The sequence below is a fragment of the Blastococcus saxobsidens DD2 genome (genome assembly GCF_000284015.1).
Classification (GTDB): Bacteria; Actinomycetota; Actinomycetes; order Mycobacteriales; family Geodermatophilaceae; genus Blastococcus; species Blastococcus saxobsidens_A.
This window is the reverse complement of record NC_016943.1, coordinates 397,162-416,576: the sequence shown is the minus strand read 5'-3', so window position 1 is coordinate 416,576 and position 19,415 is coordinate 397,162. Positions and strand designations below refer to the sequence as shown.

The 19,415-nt window shown below is 71.7% G+C and carries 16 protein-coding genes and 2 tRNA genes; 10 read left to right on the top strand and 8 right to left on the bottom strand.

The window, feature by feature from the left end:
- Positions 1 to 17: 17 nt before the first annotated feature.
- The 3 genes from BLASA_RS01925 to BLASA_RS01915 form a co-directional block, all read right to left on the bottom strand.
- Positions 18 to 90, bottom strand: a tRNA-Arg gene (locus tag BLASA_RS01925).
- A gap of 20 nt (positions 91 to 110) precedes the next feature.
- A tRNA-Ser gene (locus BLASA_RS01920) sits at positions 111 to 199 on the bottom strand.
- Between the two features lie 178 nt (positions 200 to 377).
- A complete protein-coding gene (locus tag BLASA_RS01915) occupies positions 378 to 1,577 on the bottom strand; it encodes an MFS transporter (RefSeq protein ID WP_014374312.1) in 1,200 nt (399 codons plus the stop codon).
- 103 nt (positions 1,578 to 1,680) lie between these two features.
- Here BLASA_RS01915 and BLASA_RS01910 point away from each other — a divergent pair, with 103 nt between their 5' ends.
- From BLASA_RS01910 to BLASA_RS01870, 9 genes are all read left to right on the top strand, one after another.
- Positions 1,681 to 2,211: a CGNR zinc finger domain-containing protein gene (locus tag BLASA_RS01910; RefSeq protein ID WP_014374311.1), complete on the top strand. Its 531-nt coding sequence runs from the start codon at positions 1,681 to 1,683 to the stop codon at positions 2,209 to 2,211.
- A gap of 563 nt (positions 2,212 to 2,774) precedes the next feature.
- Positions 2,775 to 3,347, top strand: coding sequence for a DoxX family protein (locus BLASA_RS01905; RefSeq protein ID WP_014374310.1), 573 nt, complete (start codon positions 2,775 to 2,777; stop codon positions 3,345 to 3,347).
- A complete protein-coding gene (locus BLASA_RS01900) occupies positions 3,344 to 4,396 on the top strand; it encodes a PHP domain-containing protein (protein ID WP_041776007.1) in 1,053 nt (350 codons plus the stop codon). Before BLASA_RS01905 ends, BLASA_RS01900 begins: the two co-directional genes overlap by 4 nt.
- 519 nt (positions 4,397 to 4,915) lie before the next feature.
- The gene (locus tag BLASA_RS01895) at positions 4,916 to 6,184 is read left to right on the top strand and encodes a nucleotide sugar dehydrogenase (RefSeq protein WP_014374307.1); all 1,269 of its coding nucleotides are present in this window, start codon (positions 4,916 to 4,918) and stop codon (positions 6,182 to 6,184) included.
- Positions 6,185 to 6,336: 152 nt separating this feature from the next.
- Positions 6,337 to 7,587 carry a glycosyltransferase gene (locus BLASA_RS01890; protein ID WP_197536258.1) on the top strand — a complete coding sequence of 417 codons (1,251 nt, stop codon included), beginning with the start codon at positions 6,337 to 6,339 and terminating at the stop codon, positions 7,585 to 7,587.
- A gap of 153 nt (positions 7,588 to 7,740) precedes the next feature.
- On the top strand, positions 7,741 to 8,004 hold the full coding sequence (locus BLASA_RS01885; RefSeq protein ID WP_014374305.1) for an acyl carrier protein: 264 nt from the start codon (positions 7,741 to 7,743) through the stop codon (positions 8,002 to 8,004).
- The gene (locus tag BLASA_RS01880) at positions 7,994 to 9,277 is read left to right on the top strand and encodes an AMP-binding protein (RefSeq protein WP_014374304.1); all 1,284 of its coding nucleotides are present in this window, start codon (positions 7,994 to 7,996) and stop codon (positions 9,275 to 9,277) included. Before BLASA_RS01885 ends, BLASA_RS01880 begins: the two co-directional genes overlap by 11 nt.
- Entirely contained in the window at positions 9,274 to 9,984 is a 711-nt protein-coding gene (locus tag BLASA_RS01875; RefSeq protein ID WP_014374303.1) for an SDR family NAD(P)-dependent oxidoreductase, read from the top strand. Before BLASA_RS01880 ends, BLASA_RS01875 begins: the two co-directional genes overlap by 4 nt.
- Positions 9,985 to 9,993: 9 nt before the next feature.
- The gene (locus BLASA_RS01870; protein ID WP_014374302.1) at positions 9,994 to 10,560 is read left to right on the top strand and encodes a serine O-acetyltransferase; all 567 of its coding nucleotides are present in this window, start codon (positions 9,994 to 9,996) and stop codon (positions 10,558 to 10,560) included.
- Positions 10,561 to 10,696: 136 nt separating this feature from the next.
- Here the strand turns inward: BLASA_RS01870 and BLASA_RS01865 are convergent, their stop codons facing one another.
- The 4 genes from BLASA_RS01865 to BLASA_RS01845 all read right to left on the bottom strand — a co-directional run bounded on the left by BLASA_RS01865 (position 10,697) and on the right by BLASA_RS01845 (position 16,752).
- Positions 10,697 to 11,587, bottom strand: a complete 891-nt coding sequence (locus tag BLASA_RS01865; RefSeq protein ID WP_041775557.1) for a glycoside hydrolase family 26 protein — start codon at positions 11,585 to 11,587, stop codon at positions 10,697 to 10,699.
- A 701-nt stretch (positions 11,588 to 12,288) separates the two neighbouring features.
- Complete coding sequence (locus BLASA_RS01855) at positions 12,289 to 13,506, bottom strand: Na+-driven multidrug efflux pump (protein WP_014374300.1); 1,218 nt, start codon at positions 13,504 to 13,506, stop codon at positions 12,289 to 12,291.
- A gap of 179 nt (positions 13,507 to 13,685) precedes the next feature.
- Positions 13,686 to 15,143, bottom strand: a complete 1,458-nt coding sequence (locus tag BLASA_RS01850; RefSeq protein WP_014374299.1) for a hypothetical protein — start codon at positions 15,141 to 15,143, stop codon at positions 13,686 to 13,688.
- A 184-nt stretch (positions 15,144 to 15,327) separates the two neighbouring features.
- A complete protein-coding gene (locus BLASA_RS01845) occupies positions 15,328 to 16,752 on the bottom strand; it encodes a Wzz/FepE/Etk N-terminal domain-containing protein (RefSeq protein WP_014374298.1) in 1,425 nt (474 codons plus the stop codon).
- Positions 16,753 to 17,026: 274 nt separating this feature from the next.
- On the opposite strand from BLASA_RS01845, the gene BLASA_RS01840 reads away from it, so the two are divergent.
- Complete coding sequence (locus BLASA_RS01840; RefSeq protein WP_166486449.1) at positions 17,027 to 18,256, top strand: hypothetical protein; 1,230 nt, start codon at positions 17,027 to 17,029, stop codon at positions 18,254 to 18,256.
- Positions 18,257 to 18,269: 13 nt separating this feature from the next.
- Here BLASA_RS01840 and BLASA_RS23220 read toward each other — a convergent pair whose 3' ends face one another.
- Positions 18,270 to 19,400 (bottom strand): glycoside hydrolase family 26 protein, encoded by a 1,131-nt coding sequence (locus BLASA_RS23220; RefSeq protein WP_014374296.1) that lies wholly within the window; start codon positions 19,398 to 19,400, stop codon positions 18,270 to 18,272.
- Positions 19,401 to 19,415: the final 15 nt, after the last annotated feature.

The following is a 19,415-nucleotide window of genomic DNA, read 5'->3' as shown; positions in this document are numbered from 1 at the left end:
GGTGTCTCAACCAGACGTGCACCCGAAGGGATTCGAACCCCTAACCTTCTGATCCGTAGTCAGATGCTCTATCCGTTGAGCTACGGGTGCGTGTGTTCAGTTGTCGTACGCGGAGGCTCCGGGATTTGAACCCGGGATGGGGATTAACCCAAACCGCATTAGCAGTGCGGCGCCATAGACCGGACTAGGCGAAGCCTCCCGGGGTCCGAGTCGCCTCGTAACCACCGAGGGAAGAGACTACCAGCGCCTCCAGGGGTCTCCCAGCCCGGGTCCGCGGGCCCGGACGTCGACCAGCCGAGTGCGACGAACTCGTGGCGATCAGCCCCGGTGATGGCCACGAGTTCGTCGCACTCGACCGGCGCACTCAGCCGGCGGTTTCAGGCCGGGACGCTCTCCCGGACGGCGGCGACGGGCTCCATGTCCCGCCCGGGCACCAGCGTGACGACGACGGCCGCCGCGGCTCCGGCGCAGGCGAGCACCAGTGCCCCGGAGACGCCGAACCGACCCTCGATCAGCGCGCCACCGAGGGCCGCGCCGACCGCCGAGGCGCCGACGGTGATGGTGGAGAGCCAGGTGAACGCCTCGGTGGTGGCGTGCACGGGGGCGATGGACCCGACCAGCGAGCTCTGCACGGTGAGGGTCGGCGCGATCGCCGTGCCGCCGAGGAACAGCAGGACGCCGAGCGCCCAGGGGCTGGAGATCCAGGCCAGGGGCGCGAGGCCGATGGTGACGCCGAACAGCAGCCAGCGGTACTGCCGGGGCAGCGACGCGCTCATCACGCGGGCGCCGAACCACAGCCCGCCGGCGACCGAGCCCAGCGACCAGACCGCGAGCAGCAGGCCGGAGAGGCCGGGCGCGCCGGTGGAGTCGGCGAACGCGGGGATGGCGACCTCGAGGGCGCCGAAGCCGAGCATCACGGCCGAGCCGCTGAGCAGCACCCGTGGCATACCGGGGGTCAGCACGGTCGAGAACAGGCTCGCCGCCCCGGCGGGCGCGGGCACCCAGGACCGGGCCGCACGGGCGATGCCCAGCGCCCCGCCGACGGCCAGCGCGCCGGCGACGCCGACCGCCCACGCCGGTGCCGCGAGCACCGCGAGGGTGGCGACCAGCGTGGGGCCGACGACGAAGACCAGCTCGGTGGCGGTGGCGTCGAGAGCGTAGGCGGTGGAGCGGCTGCGCGGGTCGGTGCGCGACCACAGGGCGCGGACGGTGCCGGAGACCAGCGGCGTGCTGGCGCCGGCCAGGCCCGAGGCGGCGACGACGGCGGCGTCCGGCGCTCCCCCGAGGACGACGGCGACCAGCAGGGCGAGCAGCAGCGGGTAGAGCGCCGCCTGGGCGAGCAGGATCGTCCGCGGCCCCCTCCGGTCGGCGAGCCGCCCCAGGACCGGCGCCATCGCGGCCGAAGCGACCCCGAGGGAGGCCGCGGCGAGACCGGCGATGGCGTACGAGCCCGTCTGCTGCTGCACCATGAGCAGCAGCGCGAGCGGCACCATGGCAGACGGGAGACGGCCGGCGAAGCCGGCGAGGAGGAGCACCGGGGCGGAGGGAAGCCGCCAGACGGCGAGGTAGGCGCGCACGCTTGCACTCGTTTCACACTGCAGGGAAAGGAACAGTAGGCGGTCAAAGACCGTTGATCGCCTACGCAGTCCCGAGAGTAGGGACTCGACGGTAGGGAGTCAATTGGACTACGACACCTACGGGTCTACCGCGGTCGAGCTGGCCATCGCCCTGGCCAACGCCGACCTCGAACCCGACGACGGCGTGCCCCGTTTCCTGGCGGCGCACGACGAGTGGTTCACGCCCGGGACCTCGCTGGAACTCACGGCCTCCGACGCTCACCAGGCGGCCGCCACCGCGCGGTTGGTCCGCGCCGTCGCGCTGGCCGATTCGCAGCCCGACGTCCTCACCCGGCTCAACGAGCTGCTGGCGCTCGCCCGTCCCCGGCCCTACGCCACCGACCACGACGGCGAGCTGCACCTGCACTACGCCGGCCCCGACGCCCCCGCGCTCGAGCAGCTGACGACGACGGTGGCGATGGGGTTGTCGCAGGTGGTGGTGCAGCACGGCTGGCAGCGCCTGGGTGTCTGCTCGGCCGAGGGGTGCGACGACGTCTACGTCGACACCTCGCGCAACGCCAGCCGCCGCTACTGCTCCAACACCTGTGCGAGCCGCTCCACGGTGGCCGCCTACCGGGCGCGCCAGAAGTCCTGACGCGCGCCTCCGACTCTCCGGAGAGTCCCCGCCGTCGTCGTCCTGCACTCTCCGCACACCCACCGTAGTGTCGAGGTGACCGATCGTCACCACCGACGTCGGCGCGGAGGACGGGGGACGGCGGTGCCGTGGTGGGGCTGGCTGCTCGTCGCCTGGCCGGTGGTCGCGCTCTTCGCGGCCCTTCTCGTGGGCAGGGCCATCCGACTCGCCGACCGGCCACGGCGACCCGCGGACCGTCCACCGGCAGCCAGCAGCCGGCAGCGGCGACGCCACCCCTCGCCCGTCGGCGCGGGATGCAGTCACCGAGATCCCTCGACAGGGGCGCCCCGAGCCGCGAGTGGACGACGACGTGGGCTGAGCCGACACCGGCGCCGCACGCCCGGCGCCCTACGGCTGCCCTGGCGGGGGCGCTGGACTTCCGTAGCCCACGGCGGGGGACGCGTGCCCCGGCAGCCGCGGATGCCGTCGGCCGACGGCCCCGAGTTGCGGACGGTGGTTGCCCGGTGGATCTTGCGGGCAGTCCACGACGCGACTGTCCCGATGCATCGAGGAAAGAGGTCACCATGCTGGTTCGCCGGATCGCCCGGCCCCTGCTCGCCGCGCCCTTCATCTACGGGGGGATCAGCACGCTGCGCAAGCCGCAGGATCGCGTGCCGGGCGCCCGCCCTGTGGTGGAGAAGCTCGCCGACACCGCCGACAAGCAGCTCCCGGTGGAGGTGCCCCGGGACGTCGAGCAGTGGGTGAAGGCCGACGCCGCCATCAAGGTCGCCGCGGGCTCGCTGTTCGCGCTCAACAAGTTCCCCCGGCTGACCGCGATCGCCCTGTCGGCGTCGGTCGTGCCGACCACGCTGGCCGGTCACCGGTTCTGGGAGCACGACGACCCGACCGAGAAGTTCGGGCAGCTCTCGAACTTCCTGAAGAACACCGGCCTGCTGGGCGGGCTGCTGCTCGCCGCCGTCGACACCGAGGGCAGGCCGTCGGTGCGCTACCGCGCCAAGCGGGCGGCCAAGCGGGCCGCCGACGTCACCGAGAAGAACTACGAGAAGGCCTCCAAGCGTGCGGTCACGGCGCAGAAGAAGGCCTCGCGCAAGGCCGGCAAGAAGACCGGCAAGGGAGCCCTGAAGGTGCTGAGCTGAGCACCCCCCTTCCGCCCGCGGCCGCGCTCCGGAGGATCGCCTTCCTCCTGGAGCGCGCCCGCGAGGCCAGCTACCGCGTCGGGGCCTACCGCACCGCCGCGGCGGTGGTCGCCGGCCTGGACGAGGCCGAGCTCGACCGCCGGATCCGCACCAACACGCTGAAGGACCTCAAGGGCATCGGCCCGAAGACGGCGACGGCGATCGCCCAGGCGCACGAGGGCCAGGTGCCGGAGTACCTGGCGGACCTCGAGCAGGGCTACGCCGACGAGGTGCCGGCGGCCGACGAGATCGCGGCGTTCCGTGCCGCGCTCAAGGGCGACCTGCACGCGCATTCGGACTGGTCCGACGGCGGCAGCCCGATCCGGGAGATGGCCGAGGCCGCGATCGCGCTCGGCCACGAGTACCTGGCGCTCACCGACCACTCCCCCCGGCTCACCGTCGCCAACGGGCTCTCCCCCGAGCGGCTGGAGCAGCAGCTCGACGTCGTCGCCGCGCTCAACGAGGAACTCGCGCCCTTCCGGATCCTCACCGGCATCGAGGTCGACATCAACGTCGACGGCAGCCTGGACCAGACCGACGAACTGCTCGGCCGGCTCGACGCCGTCGTCGCCAGCGTCCACTCCGACCTGCGCGCCGACCGCGCGGCGATGACCCGGCGGATGCTCGCCGCCGTCGCCGATCCGCACACCGACGTGCTGGGCCACTGCACCGGCCGGCTGGTGATCGGCCGCAGACAGCGCAACGGGACCCAGCGGCCGCGGCCGGAGAGCCAGTTCGACGCCGAGGCCGTCTTCTCCGCCTGCGTCGAGCACGGCACCGCGGTGGAGATCAACTCCCGCCCCGAACGGCTGGACCCGCCGCGGCGGCTGCTCACCCTGGCCGTCGAGCTGGGCTGCGAGTTCGCCATCGACACCGACGCGCACGCCCCTGGCCAGCTGGACTGGCAGTACAACGGCTGCGAGCGGGCGATCGAGTGCGGCGTGCCGGTGGAGCGGGTGGTCAACACCCGCTCCGCCGACGACCTGCTCGAGTGGACCACACCGCCGTAGTGAAAGAGCTCCGTGCCGAGGTGCTAGACACGTGGCACTCGCGCCACCTGGGGAAACGGCAGAACGACAGATCCGCCGAACGAGGCAGGGATCCGACTGCCGAGCGTGGAGAGCCCTACTCGGAGCGGGGTCGAAGGCCCGGATCGGAGACGTCGTCGTGCTGAACGCGCTGTTGCTGACCAGGACAGCCGACGGGCCGCATCGGGCGACCTCCGGCCGCCCGGAGCCGACAGCAGGCACACCAGGACGAAGCCACGTGCACTGAAGCCACGTGCACTGGTTCCGCCGGATCGGCGACGATCCCTTCAGCAGCGCGACGGCCTACGGCTGCCGTTGCGGTATGGTCCGCGCCGGGTTCTGAGCCACCCTGTCGCACCGACCGTCGAGGAGGCGGTGCGGCTGCGACACAGGTTCCATTGGCTGCCGTCACACGGACGTGTGGACGTGCGCTGCCGCCCCTTCGGCCCGGCGCGGTGCCGACTAGGGTGGATTTTCGATCAACGCAGGGAGTGAGCACCGGTGAAGGTAGCCGTCTTCGGCCTGGGCTACGTCGGCATGACCGCAGCGGCGTGCATGGTGAAGCAAGGGCACGTGGTCGTCGGGATCGACGTCAGCGAGGCCAAGGTGTCCACGATCCGGCGTGGCAAATCGCCGATCATGGAACCGGGCGTCCAGGAGCAGATCGCTGAGGGGATCGACCGGGGGACGCTGTCCGCGACGACCTCCCCGATCGGCGTGCTCGACGACGCTGACTTGGCGATCGTCTGCGTGGGCACGCCGAGCGCTCCCGATGGCGGCCACAACATGACCTACATCGCCGAGGTCAGCCGCCAGATCGCCGCCAACGTCGGAACCGGGCGCACGACCCCGCTGACCGTGGCGTACCGGTCGACGGTGCGGCCCGGAACGATGGAGGAGCTGGTGTGGCCGATCTTCCAGGGCGCGCTGGGGGACGACATCGACGCCGCGCTGGAGCTCGTCTACAACCCCGAGTTCCTCCGCGAGAGCAGCGGGATGCGCGACTACTTCGAGCCGCCGAAGGTGGTGGTCGGCACTCGTGACGGCCGAGGGTCGGACACCATGCTGAAGCTCTATGCCGATGTCCAGGCTCCGTGGTTCGACGTCCCGTTCCGCGAGGCCGAGCTGACCAAGTTCGTCGACAACACCTGGCACGCGGTCAAGGTGGCCTACGCGAACGAGCTGGGGCGCATCTGCCAGCAGATGGGCATCAGCGCCTCGGCGGTGTCCGAGATCTTCCTGTCGGACACCAAGCTGAACATCTCGGCCCGGTACCTCCGCCCGGGCGGACCGTTCGGCGGCTCCTGCCTGCCCAAGGACGTGCGGGCACTCCAGCGGATCTCCGCTGACGTCGGCGCCAACACCCACCTGATCGACGCGCTGATCCGTAGCAACGAGTCGCACAAGTACCACCAGTTCCAGGACATCCGGAGCGCGGTCTCCCCCGGCGACCGGATCCTGCTCTGCGGCCTCACCTTCAAGGCGCACACCGACGATGTCCGGGAGAGCCCGGCCATCGACCTCGCCCGGATGCTGATCACCGACGGGTGCCTGGTCGAGGTCTACGATCCCTACCTGGAGCCGGCGGCCTTGGTCGGCCAGAACCTCGGCTATGCGTACAGCCACCTGCCGCAGCTGTCCTCGCTCCTGGTGAGCGCCCAGCACGCCGAGTCGCAGGACTACGCGCTCGTGGTCGACACCAACGGGACCGCGTCGGACCTTCAGTTGAGCCCGGATCAGCCGGTCGTGTCCACCAACCGCATCGCATGACCGGGCGCTTCCTGCCCGGCGGCCCCACACGAGCAGCGCCGACGGAGGGCTCTCAGCTGCCCCGCCGGATGCGCGTCGAACCGACGCCGAGGCCGCTGCGCATCGCGATCGTCTACAGCAGGTCACCGCTGCCCATGAGGCGAGCCGACCAGATGACCGTAGCGAACCTCATCTCCTTCCTCGCCGCCCGAGGCCATACGGTCGACCTGTACGCCCTCCGTACGGGTGGGCAGATCACGGAGTCCCACCAGTCCTGGCTGCGCGACCACTGCTCCCAGGTCCGCCTCTTCCGGCACGGTCGGTTCCGGATGGCGCTCGGCATGCTCCAGGCCGTCTGCACAGGCAGGCCGCTCCAGGTAGGCATCTTCCGGAACGGCCGGCAGCGCCAGGCCGTGGACCGCGCCGCCCGCGACGGCGACTACGACATCGTGTACACGTACTACCTCCGGAGCGCGGAGGCGACCCGGAGCATCCGCCAGAAGCGGGACGGTGTCTCGCGCCGCCGTCCCGCCACGTTCCTGGCGATGCAGCTCTCCCAGAGCCTCAACACCCGCCGGATCCTCGAGAACGCATCGAACGTCTGGACCCGGACCCTCTACTGGTACGAGTCACGGCGGGTGCGCCAGTACGAGACGACCGTCTGGCGGGACTTCGACCGGTCCGTCCTCATCGGTCAGCAGGACCTGGACACCATCAACGAGGAGTGCCGCAGGGCCGGGCTGCCCGAACTGGACAACGTGGTCTTCGGGGCGCACGGCACGGACCTGGACCAGTTCGCGGTGGCCACCGCGGACGAGGTCGTCCCGAACCGGATCGTCTTCTCCGGCGTCATGCGAACGCCGACCAACGTCCAAGCCGTCCTCTGGTTCGCCCAGAAGGTGTGGCCGACAGTGCGCCGCGCGGTTCCCCAGGCCGAGTTCATGATCGTCGGCCGGGAACCGACCGGCGAGGTCCGCGCGCTGCACGGCAAGGACGGGATCACGGTGACGGGCACGGTCCCCGACCCGGCGGTCCTCATCCGCAGCGCCACCGTCTGCATCAACCCCATGCAGGCGGGAGGCGGCATGCAGAACAAGCTGCTCGAGTACCTGGCATGTGCAAAGCCGGTCGTCGCCACGACCGTGGCGAACGAGGGCATCGGCGCACCGGCAGACTGCGTCGCCGTAACAGACGACCCTGCGGAGTTCGCGCAGCAGACGATCCGCCTCCTCGAGGACCGTGCGGCCCAGGTCCGTCTCGGCACCGCCGCGCGGTCGTTCGTCGAGGAGCACTGGTCCTGGGAGGGCCACTTCCTGCGCCTCGAGCGAGACTTCATCCTCGCCCTGGAAGAGCTATGCGGGGACGAGGCAGCAGAGGACACACTCCCCCCGCGGAGGAGCCGCCCGGGGCGATCCGTCGCCTGAGATAGCGACAGCAGGGCTGGGCGCGGATGCTGCCCAGCACCGACGCCGTACCCGTCACCAAGGACCGCCTGCAGGCTGGAAAGGTTTCCCGCAACGGCGGGTTGCCTATGATGTCCCCGGTGAGTCCGGAGCAAACTGCGGAGAGGGGTCGGCATGGCCGACGTGAGCCAGGTGCGGGCAGCCGTCGTCGAGGAGATCACGGCACTGCTGGCTGAGGACGGGAAAGACGTTCCGCCGCTGACCGACGACATCGTCCTCCTGGAGAGCGGTCTCGACAGCCTCGGGTTCGCCGTCCTCGTCACACGGCTCGAGGAGTCACTCGGCTACGACCCCTTCACCGAGATGGACGATCCCGTCTATCCCACGACCCTGGCCGACTTCGTCGACATCTACTCCGGACGGCCGCATGAGCGCTGATCCACAGGACACCGCCCGCAGCGGTGCCGGGCCGGCGATCATCGACCGAGACGGTGCCGTGCTGCACGCGGAGTTGCGTCAGGACCCCTTCGGTCTGCGCCGCATCGTTCCCCGGGGAGCAGTCGTCGCCCTCCAGGCCCACCGGGCCCGCACCGTGGCCGCAGCCCTCTGCGTCCTCGAGGGCCGCGCCCGACGGGTCGACCTGATCGGGTCCCTCGGCCACTCCGTGGAGCCGGGCACCATCACCGTCGACGACGCGGCCGTGGGGACGGAGTCCGCAGCGGAAGATGACGAGCACGCGGGCGAGGCAGCGACGGACCAGGCCGAGACCCGGACCCGCTGGCGACTGTTCACGTCCGGGACGACGGGCGAACCGAAGCCGGTCGACCACACGCTGAGGTCCCTCAGCCGGACGGTCCGCGTCCCCGGCACCGGCGGCCGGACGCAGCGACGCTGGGGACTGCTCTACGAGCCTACGCGGATGGCAGGCCTCCAGGTCCTGCTGCAGGCACTGGCGAGCGAGGACGTCCTGGTGGACGCATCCGGCCACGGAAGTCTGCCGGACCGACTGCAGTGGTTGGCCGACAACTCGGTCGACACGATCTCGGCGACACCGACGATCTGGCGCCAGGTTCTGCAGAGCCAGGACCCCAGGGCACTGCCGCTGACGCAGATCACGCTGGGCGGCGAGATCGCCGACCAGCGCCTCCTCGACGCGCTGCGCCGGACGTTCCCCGAGGCACGCATCACGCACATTTTCGCCTCCACGGACACCGGTGCGGCATTCGCCGTCAACGACGGCCGGGAGGGCTTCCCGCGCGCCTATCTGGAGTCCGCGCCGTCCGGGGTGCGACTGGACGTGCGCGACGGCCGGTTGTTCGTCGAGGCTCCCGAGGTCAGTGGCGCCGGGCCCGACGGTTTCGTGGACACCGGGGACTTGGTCGAGATGACCGCCGATCGGATCCGAATCCTCGGCCGGGCCTCCGGCGCGGTGAACGTCGGCGGTGTCCTGGTGTCACCGGAGCAGGTGGAGAGCGTGCTACGGGCCCATCCGGACGTCGTCGACGCCGTGGTGACCTCCCGGCGCAACGCTTTCAGCGGAAACATCCTGGTGGCCGATGTGCTGCCCACATCCGAGGCCGACACGAGGGCCCTGCCCGCCGCGCTCCGCGCCGAGGTAGCCTCCCGACTCTCCTCGGTGCACGTCCCCGCCTCCGTCAAGGTCGTTCCCGAGATGGTCGTCACGTCGACCGGCAAGGTCGGCCGCCGGTGAGCGACCTCGTGGTGATCACCGGGACGAGCGGGGGGCTCGGCCGGGCTCTGGCCCGGGAAGCCGTGGCGAACGGTTACCGGGTCCTCGGGATCGCTCGCCGATCGGTCGAGGAGGCCGACATCGGGGACGGGTACGCGCACCTGTGCGCGGACCTGTCGGACATCGACGCGATCCCACGTCTGGCGCGACAGGTGCTGGCCGAGCACGGCGCCCCCTACGGGCTGGTGAACAACGCCGCCGCCGGGCTGGACGGCCTGCTGCCGACGATGCACAACAGCCAGATCCGCGCGGTGCTCGACCTGGACCTGTTGTCGCCGATCATGCTGACGAAATACCTCTGCCGGCCCATGCTGTCCGTGGGCCGTGGACGGGTCATCACCGTGTCCTCGATCGTCGCCCGCACAGGCTTCCGTGGCCTGTCGGTCTACGCGGCCGCCAAGGCCGGGCTCGAGGGGTTCACCCGGTCACTCGCCCGCGACCTGGGACGTCGCGGCGTGACCGTCAACGCGGTCGCGCCCGGCTTCCTGGACACGGACATGACCACGGTCCTCGGGGATGCCGGCATGGCCCGGGTGCAGCGACGCAGCCCGCTCGACCGGTTCGCCACCACCGAGGAGGTCGCCGCCGCGGTGACGTACCTGCTGAGCCCGGCGGCAGCAGGAGTGACGGGGACGACCCTGACCGTGGACGCCGGGTCCACTGCCTGAGGAGCCTGCATGACGCGCCAGCCCACCCCATCGACGCTCCACCTCGTCCGCGAGGACTGGCTGACCCACAACCGCAAGCTCACCGCCCCCGGTGTTCACGCCCTCGTGGTGCACCGCCTGCAGGTGTCGCTGGCCCAGCGCACGGGCCTGCCGGCCAGGGTCGGCCGCCTGGCACTACACGCAGTGAACAACCTCCTGATCCGGAACGTGTACGGGATGGAGCTCTACCCGACGACCCGGATCGGCCGGCGACTGCTGCTCCCTCACCACGTCGGTGTGCTCCTGGGCAGGCACAGCGTCATCGGCGACGACTGCGTGATCCGGCAGCACGTGACGCTCGGCCAGCAGGGCGGTACAACCTACGACCAGCCCACCCTGGGGGACCGTGTCGACGTGGGGCCGGGCGCGACAATCGCCGGAAGGATCACCGTGGGGGATGACGCGACCATCGGCGCGCACGCTCTGGTCCTGCGGGACGTTCCCGCGGGTGCGACCGCGATGGTGTCTCCGGCTCGGGTCCTGCCGGCGACGCCCGGGGCTGCCTCGGCCGCCCGCGGGGCAGCGGCCTCGTCCTGACGGCCAGCCGGGTCGCTCCGCCCTTCCCCGCGCCGGCGTCGGGCACCGCAGGTGGGCGGTCACCAGGATCTGGTGACCGCCCACCGTCGGAGCACTCCTCGACGCTCCCGCACGGGATGACGACGCGCGTGCCGGTCTAGCGGTAGAGCTTCTGGTAGGCGGCAGAGCCTCTCGGGTTCTGGTTCGGGCTCACGAGCGAGCCGGCGACCCCCGACCTCGACTGGTTGAAGTAGGACTCGTACGCCAGGTGGTCACCCAGCGAGCGGAAGAACCCGACCATCTTCTCGATGTAGAGGGGGTTGTCCCCCCCGTTGTTCCCGGCCTGCTCCGTGCCCGGGTAGAGCCCCCACTCGGGAACGCTGACCTGCTTGCCACGCTGGATCGCGAAGTCCGCCCAGAAGCGGAGCCCGAACTCACCGGCGAGGTGCTCCTGCCAGTCGGCCTCGGTCCGCACACCGGGCCAGATATCGTACGAGTCGATTCCGACGATGTCGACGTACTGGTCACCGGGGTAGGCCTTCCGGGCGTCCGCGACGCTGTGCCCGCGGCCACGGTTGACGTTCCAGTCCCAGCGCAGCTCCGGCGCCACTCGCTCCACCTGGGTATGGATGGCGCGCCAGCACGCGGCGAACGCCTCGGGGTTGCGGGCGGACCACTTGTACCAGTCGCCGTTGAACTCCCAGCCGAGCCGGATGATGACCTCGTCGGCCAATCCGCGCTCGGCCAGGTTCTCGCCGAACTCCCGCCAGTGCCGGTCGTAGCTGCCCCGCGCGCATGCGTCCAGGGACGCGCTCTCCTTCTCGGGCAGCATGGCCACCCCGAACGACTTGATGTAGGGAGTCCCCGACCAGTTGTTGTACAGCCAGGTCGGGTTGACGATGTCGGCCCAGCTGGACCGCGCCGGCCAGTCGACCACGACATCGAGCTCCCGTCCGCGCCAGGCGGCGAAGGCCTCGTACTCCTCGGGGTCCGAACCGGGCACGTAGACGCCGCTCCGCCAGGCTGCACCCGAACGGCTCCCCTGCATCGCCGCAGCCTGCCGGCCCGCAGCGGCGGCCGGCGGCGCTGCGGCCGGCGGCACGGCGGCGGGCGCAGCGGCGGCCGGCGGTGCGGCCGCCGGTGGCGCATCGGCCGCTGGGGGCGCAGCCGCCGTCGGCGGCGCAACGACAGGAGCCGGGCTCTCGGGGACCGCAGCCGCGGGCACCTCCACCGGGACCTCGGCGGGAGGGGCCGCGGTCACCAGAGGCGTGCCGGGAGGGACTGCGGTGGGAGCCCTGCGCTCACCGCGACTCACCGCCGTCCCTTCGTCCGTGGGGCCGGACTCCGGGATGCCGCCCTGCCGGGCACCGATGACGGCGCCCTGGGATGGGGAGTCGGGACCGTGGGACAGCTGCGCCAGCGGCTGGCAGGCAGTGATCGACAGGAGGGCAACTGCCGCCAGGGCAGTGGCTCCGACACGGGAACGGGGAAGTTTCACAGCGGGGGGTCCTCCGGGCGTCGGTCACCCTGAGCGATGTAACCGACCTGTTGAGTCATCGACATGTCGACTGTGACATGTCAGCTCTGCATACGGAAGGTCACGCTCAGTACTCAACAACCCCACCAGTCACAGCGGTCCCGTTGGCATCCCCCGCCCTGCGTGTCGGCCTGGCGTGTCACCCGGGCAATGACATCGCCGGCGTCCGGGTCCGGTGCGGACGGCTCCGGAGCCGTTGCCGCCGGCCGCCGTCAGGCGTCGGAAGCAGCCCGGACGACCGCCGGCGGGGCGTCGTCCCGGTCGGCGGTGGTGGCGCCGGTGGCTCGGACCGCGAGGACGACCATGAGGACGCCTCCCACCAGGTGGGCCAGCGCGATGCCCCAGGCGGCGCCCTCGATCCCGAGCCAGGCACCGCCGCCCACCCCCAGCCCCAGGATGAGCGGCGCCTGGACCAGCGTGGCCCGGAAGAGAAGATCGACCCGGCTGAGGACCTTGAGCGTCGCCATTGCGCCGATCACCAGAGAGATGAGGCACTGCGTCGTACCGACCGCGGCCATTACGCGCTCGGCCTCGTCCCACGAGGACCCGAGCAGCTCCCGGCCGATCGAATCCGGGAGGAGCAGGAGGGTGACCACCACGGTCGCACTGATGGTGAACGCGAAGCCGGCCAGCAGGAGGGCGGGGGTACGTAGCGCGCGCGGTCCCCGGGCGGCCAGCCGGCGGGCCAGCAGGGGAACCATGAAGGCCGTCAGAGCTCCGAACACCAGCTGGATCGGGCCGAGGAGGGTCTGCGCGAAGCGCAGCCCGCCCGTCGCGGCGAACCCCAGCAGCACCACGAGCAGGGATGTGGTCAGCGTGAACGACCCCATGTTGATCAGGTAGTCCCCGCCCAGCCGGACGTTGATCGACGAGTGCTGGCGCAGCCAGGCGATCACCCCCGCAGGGGCAGCGGGCAGCCCGAACTGCCAGGCCCCCAGCCCGGCGCCCACCCAGGCACCCAGCGCCCAGGCGGCGAGGTACCAGCCCAGCTCGTCGGTCTCCGAGACGATGCACGCCGCGATGGCCGCGAACTGGACCAGGAACCGGACGAGGTCGTTGACCGCGGCCTTGTGGACGGCCCCGGTGGCGAACGCGGCGCTGCGCCAGCTGTCCTGCAGGAGTTGGCCGGGCAGGATGATCACCAGCAGCGCCAGCGCTTCCCCCAGCTGGTCACCCAGGGCCAGCCCGACGGCCAGGCAGACGAGGCCGAAGGTGAGCCCGGCGCCGGTGCTCGAGCCGGCCGCCTGAGCCACCGCCCGGCCCCGGGTCTCGTCGGAGGCAGCGCTGAACCTGATCAGGAGGGGATCGGTCGTCACCGCGCGGGAGAGGCCGATGGCTAGGCTGAAGATCAGGAACACGTAGGTGAAGACGCCTCCGAGTTCCTCGTCGACCGCTCGGGCGACGGCGATCGTCAGGCCGAAGTTCGACATGCTCGCCAGCGCCTGCGAGAGGATGGTCCAGAGCGCCTGCTGCTGGGATCGGCCGGGCCGGAGTCCACGCCGTCGGGAGGGGTCACGCCGTCGGGAGGGGTCACGCCGTCGGGAGGGGTCACGCTGGTCCCCCGACGTACCCGGCGAGGAGGCCGGCGCACCGGCCGGCGACCGCCGGCTCAACCCCGGGACCGATCGCCGAGGGTCTCCGGGGCCGGATGCGCGACGGCGCCGCTGCGGGTCGCCCGCCTGGGGTGACGGGGACGTCGGCCGGCCGGCTTCGTGACGACCACTCCGGTGAGCTCCTTCCCGGCCGCCTCGATCCGGTACCGCGCCGTGGCCAGCAGGTCCGGATCCTCGCCGAGCCCGGTGACGGCGACCACGGCAGCCGCCCTGCCCACCAGGGCCAACGACGAGGGGCTCGACCGCACCGGAGCGGTGTGGACGAGGACGAGGTCTGCCACCTCCGTCAGGCGGAGCAGCGCCCGGTCCACCGCCCCGCCGGTCTCGAAGCCGGTGTCCCGGGAGTCCCCCAGCATGGCCAGCCCGATCCGGCCCGGCAGGTCGCCGTCGGTCCGGACGGCCACCACGCCCTCGCCGGTGTCCACCGACGCCTGCGCCAGTTGCTCCACCGAGCGCGGGGGCGCCTGCGAGACGAGTCGCTCGACGAGTGCACGCGCCCCCGGATCGGCATCGAGCACGATGACGTTCCGGCCACGCGCGGCGGCGGCCAATGCCAGGCCCTCCACGGCGGCGGCCGTCCCGCTGTCCTCGGTGACGCCGGTCAGGACCACCGGACCTTCGGCTCCGTGCACGGCGTAGTCGAGCGCTACCAGCGTCAGGGCGTGGTCCTCGGCGTCCGGGACCATCCCTCCGACCCTCCCGGCCCCGGGCACCGGGACGACTCCGAGGACCGGGCTCCCGGCGGCCTCGGCGATCGGTGTGACGTCACCTGCGGGTGGTCGCCGCAGGAGCGCCAGGGCGGTAGCGGCCAGCGCGGCGATGACGGCCAGGATCACCGCGGCCCGTAACGGACGGGGCGAGGACGGATCCTCCGGCAAGACGGCCCGTTCCACGACGGCGACCCCGTCCCCGTACACCGCCGCCTCGGTGCGGATCTGGTCGGCCACGGCCGGGTCCGCGGTCGCGGCCAGCGCGGCGGCAGCCCTGCCCGCCACCCGCTCGGTCGCCGACTCCAGGTAGGCGGTCACCACTGCATCCGCCCGGTCCACCGCAGACTCCGGGGTCGGTGCCGTGGCAGCGACGAGCAGCACGTCGGCGTCGGAGAGAGCCGAGACGTCCACGGACTCGGCCAGTTCGCTCACCGAGAGGTCGCCGTCCAACCGCTCGAGGGCCGCCCGGAGCAGCGGCTGGGTGGTCATGATCAGGCGCTGGTTGCTCAGAAAGCGGGACGAGTCGACGAAGGATCTCCCGCCCAGGGGTTCGAAGACGTCGTCCGCGGACAGTACGACGCGGCTGACCGCGGTGTATTCCCGGGGTTGGCCCTCGCTGAACACGTATCCACCGATGCCGGCCACGACGGCTGCTCCCAGGATCAGCCAGCGCGCCCGCCACACCGCGCCTCCGAAGGACGGCCTGTCCCGGCCGGCGCGAGCCCTGCGGGTGGGGCGGCTCATGCGCACTCCTCAGAGACAGACACCATCAGCGGGCTCGCCCCCACGGGCTGCGCACCCACGGAAGACTTCGGTGCGGGCGCAGAGGTTCGCGGTCACCGACCCTCACTCTGACACGGCGATGGCCACCGTCAGCGCGGTGGGCACCCGGAACCGCGTGCCCGTACCGCTGCGGGTCAGGCCGGGATCAGCGCGTGTGCACCGGCGCGTCGGGCACCGCGTCGGGCGATGACCGCAGGGGCGGCTGGTGGCGCAGCCGGGCCCGTGACCTGCGGGCGCTCGCGACGACGACACCGGAGCACGCGCGCCCGGCCAGCGAGAGCCGATCCCGCACGTCGACGAGGTCCTGGGTCCGGGCCCCTCGTCCCTGCCCGTCGACCACGAGGACGACCTCCCCGACGTCCCGGAGGAGCGCGAACGCCACCGGGTCCTCCGAGACGGGACCCGCGCACACCAGGACCAGGTCGTAGGCACCGGCCAGCGAGGCGAGGCGGCGCCGCGCCGCCCCCTGCGGTCCTGCAGCATCCCGGGTGAGGACCGCCAGATCGACGCGCACGCCGTCATCTCCGGGCAGCGGGGCGTCGACGACGAAACGGTCGAGGCTCCCGGCATCGCCGGCCTCGTCGAGGGTCTGGGGCGGCGGATCCACCTGCGCCGCGGCGATCAGGGGAGCACCGTCCCCGTCGGCGTCGACGACGAGGACCCGGCGGGTGCGGGCCGCGGCCGCGGCCAGGCCGAGGGCCACTCCTCGAGCCAGTGGATGGCGACCCAGCGGACTGACCATGACGATGGGCGACCGGCCGTCACAGGTGTAGTCCAGACCGACCACGGCCATGTCGTAGCCCTCGGGCGCCGTGGCCGTCACCCTCCCGCGGGCCACGGGGACGTCCACCACGCCGAGCAGAGCAGCGTCCGCGTCCGCCGCCAGCTCCTGGGGGGTCCGTGCCTGGTGGTCGCGCCGCCAGAGCGCGAAGCCCGAGGCGACGATTGCGGACAGGATCCCGAGGAGCAGCGCGTCGCGCACCGGCTTCGGCGCGATGGGCTCGACCGGCACGGACGCCCTCTCCACCACCGAGACGCCGTCCCCGTAGACCGCCGCCTCGGTCCGGATGCCGGCGACCGCAGCTGCGCCCCCGGCGACCACCAGGGCAGCCGCATCCGCGATCTCGTCCACTCGCTCGCTGATGAACTGCTGGTAGGCGAACGCGACGGCGTTGGCACGAGCCGCGGCGAGCTCGGCGGTGGGCGCCTGGGCAGTGACGATGATGATGTCGCTGTCCGCCAGGGTCGTGACGGCGAGCGACTCCTCGAGCAGCTCGGTGTCGTCGCCCGCGCCGAGCTCCGCGGCCGCCAGGTCGAGCACCTCGCCGGACTGGATCACCTCGCGTTGGTTGGCGAGGTATCGGGAGGCGTTCCCAGCGGTCCCGCCGAGGGGGTCGAAGGGGTGGGTCGCCGAGAGGACCAGGCGGCTCTCCGCCTGGTACGTCTCGTCCTGTAGCGAGCTGAGCAGGTAGCCGAGGACCGCACCGAGGACGGTCGCGACAGCGATCAGTCGACGCCGGCGCCACAGGGCGGAAGCGACGAGGGACTTCTCCCCCGATGTGGTAATCATGGCCATCCTCCCTGCACCGGCGAGCCGGTCGTCGGCCCTAATGTTCACATGCTCCGACGGCAGGCAGCGCCGTCGTGAGCAGTTCTTCCCACCATCGGGGCAGCGCACGGACGGAGGATGCGGCGTGACGCCAGCGGACAGACCGGCACGGCCCTCGGTGCGGTCGCACCGGGAAACACACGGGGGGACGGGGCCGGGCAGCGGCCCGGTCCTGGCAGGACGGGGTCCTCGCGTCTCCACGGTCGTCATCGGCACGCTCGCCCTGATCCTGCTGGTGCAGCGCCTGGTTCTCCCGGTCGGCCCGAGCCCGGTGCAGCTCAGCATCCTTGTCGCGTACGGCGCTCTGGCGCTGCTCCTGCTCACCGGCCAGGCCCGTGCCGATCGGATGCGCGCGGAGCTGTTCATGCTCGCGGTGGCTCTCTGCCTGGTCGCGACCCTGACGGCGGCCGCCATGGGGTCGACCCCGAGCCTGCCGTCTCTGGGCCTGCTGATCCTGCTGTACCTGCTCTGGATCTACCGGGTCGTCCCCGAGGCGACGGCCTCGTTGATCACGGTGGCCCGGGGCTTCGTGTGGATGATGCTTGTGTTCGCATCCGTCGGCATCGTGCAACTCGTCTCGCAGTTCGTGGGGGTGTGGTCCTACACCGACTACGTCGGTGAGTTCCTGCCGCCGGTGCTGATCGACGACAGCTTCAACAGCAGCATCCCCGTCGTCTACGGATCCCCGGTGCACAAGGCGAATGCCTTCGTCTTCCTCGAGCCGTCCTTCTTCTCCCAGTTCACCGCCCTCGGTGCCGTCGTCGCCGTGGTGACCAGGGCCCCGGCCTGGCAGGTCCTGGTCCTGGTGGGCGGTGTCTTCTCGGCGGTCTCGGGGACGGGCCTGATCGTGCTGCTGGTGGGCGGGCTGTTGATCGCCGTCCGAGCCGGGTGGCTGATCCGGCCGGTGCACGTGGGGGCGCTCGCGCTGGCCGCGGTGGGCCTGCTCGCCAGCCCGGTCGCCCCGCTGCTGACCCGCCGGATGGGCGAGACGTCCCAGGTGGGCAGCAGCGGCTACCTGCGCTTCGTCCAGCCCTACGCCGAGGTGGCCGGTGCGCTGCGCGAGGATCCCATCCGCTTCCTCATGGGCTACGGGGCCGGTTCGGTCGACCGACTGCTGCCGTCCGGCCGGGAAGGCCGCGAACCCGTGGTGTACACGATCATCCCCAAGCTGGTCTTCGAGTACGGGCTCGTGGCCGGTGGCGTCCTGGCGCTGTTCATCGTGCTGGTCCTCCTCGACCGCGGCGCGTGGCGCGTGGTCCCCGGGACCGTCCTGGTGATGATCTTCCTGCTCTCTGGCAGCCTGCTGCAGCCGCACACCGTCGTCACCGCCTGGTTGCTGACCGGGCTGTGGGCCGGCGGCGCGGGCCGGCGACTGGACCAGCTGGACCGGAGTCGGCTCCTGGCCGACGAGGGGACGGACCGCGGCGTCGGCCTCCCCGCCCCGCGGGGACGGCTCCTGCTCTGACCGCCGGGAGGGGTCAGCCTCCGAACAGCTCCAGGTAGCGCTCCCGGGCCTCCGGGAACCGGTCGCTCTGCCACAGCCGGTGGGTGCCGCCGTCGTTGGTGCTCTCGAAGTAGGAGTGGTATCCCACCCGGTTGTCGGGGTCCTCGATGAACTCGGCCATCTGCTCGATGTAGTGGGGGTTGTCCCCACCGCCGAGGTCGTCCGTGCGGTCCCAGACACCCCACTCCGGCAGGGACATCTGCTTGCCGCGCTCCGCCGCGAAGTCGCTCCAGAACTCGAGCCCCCGGTCGCTGCCGTAGATCTGGACCTCCCAGGCGCGCTCCCGGCGCTCCTCGGCGCACTCCCCGAGGCAGTCCTCGGGGATGGGATAGGTGCCCCTGGCCCCGCTCACGTCGTAGGCATCGACCCCGACGAAGTCGACGTACTCGTCGCCCGGGTAGTACTCGACGGCGTCGTAGTCGTTCCCCGCCCCATTGTTGACGGTCCAGTCGAAGAGGAACTCCTGGCCCTCGACCTCGCGCATCGTCGTGACGATCCGCCGCCAGTACTCGATCCAGGCCTCCTCGTCCTCGGTGGACCAGCGCCAGCCGTCGATGTTGAACTCCCAGCCGAGCCGCAGGATGGCGTCTTCGTGGCCGTGGGCCACGAGCGTCTCGGCCAAGGTGCGGAAGTACTCGTCGTACTCGCCGTCCGCGCCCTCCTGGATGGAGACGCCCTCGACCTCCTCCGGGAGCATGGCGACCCCGAGCACCAGCCGCCGCTCCTGACCCTCCCAGCCCTCGACCAGGTAGTCGGGCCGCGAGATGTCCCACCAGTTGGCCCGGGCGGAGAAGTCGGCCGCCAGCTCGATCGGACGCCCGAGCCACTCCTCGTAGGCGGCCACCTCGTCCGGGTTGGTGCTGCGGAAGACGCCCACCATGGGCCTCTCCCAGTTGTCCCGTGTCGGCCGCTGGATCGGCTCCTCCGCCAGGACGTCGGCCTCCGGCCCGGGCTCGGACGGCTCCTCGGCGTCGAGCGGCGCCTCGGTCGCGACCGGGACCCCGTCGCCGCCCGGGTCGTCCTCACCGTCGACGATTCCGGCCACCAGGAGGACTCCCAGGACCACCGCGAGGACCAGCAGGGCGGACAGCCACCTGTGCGCCACCCACGGACTACGCTC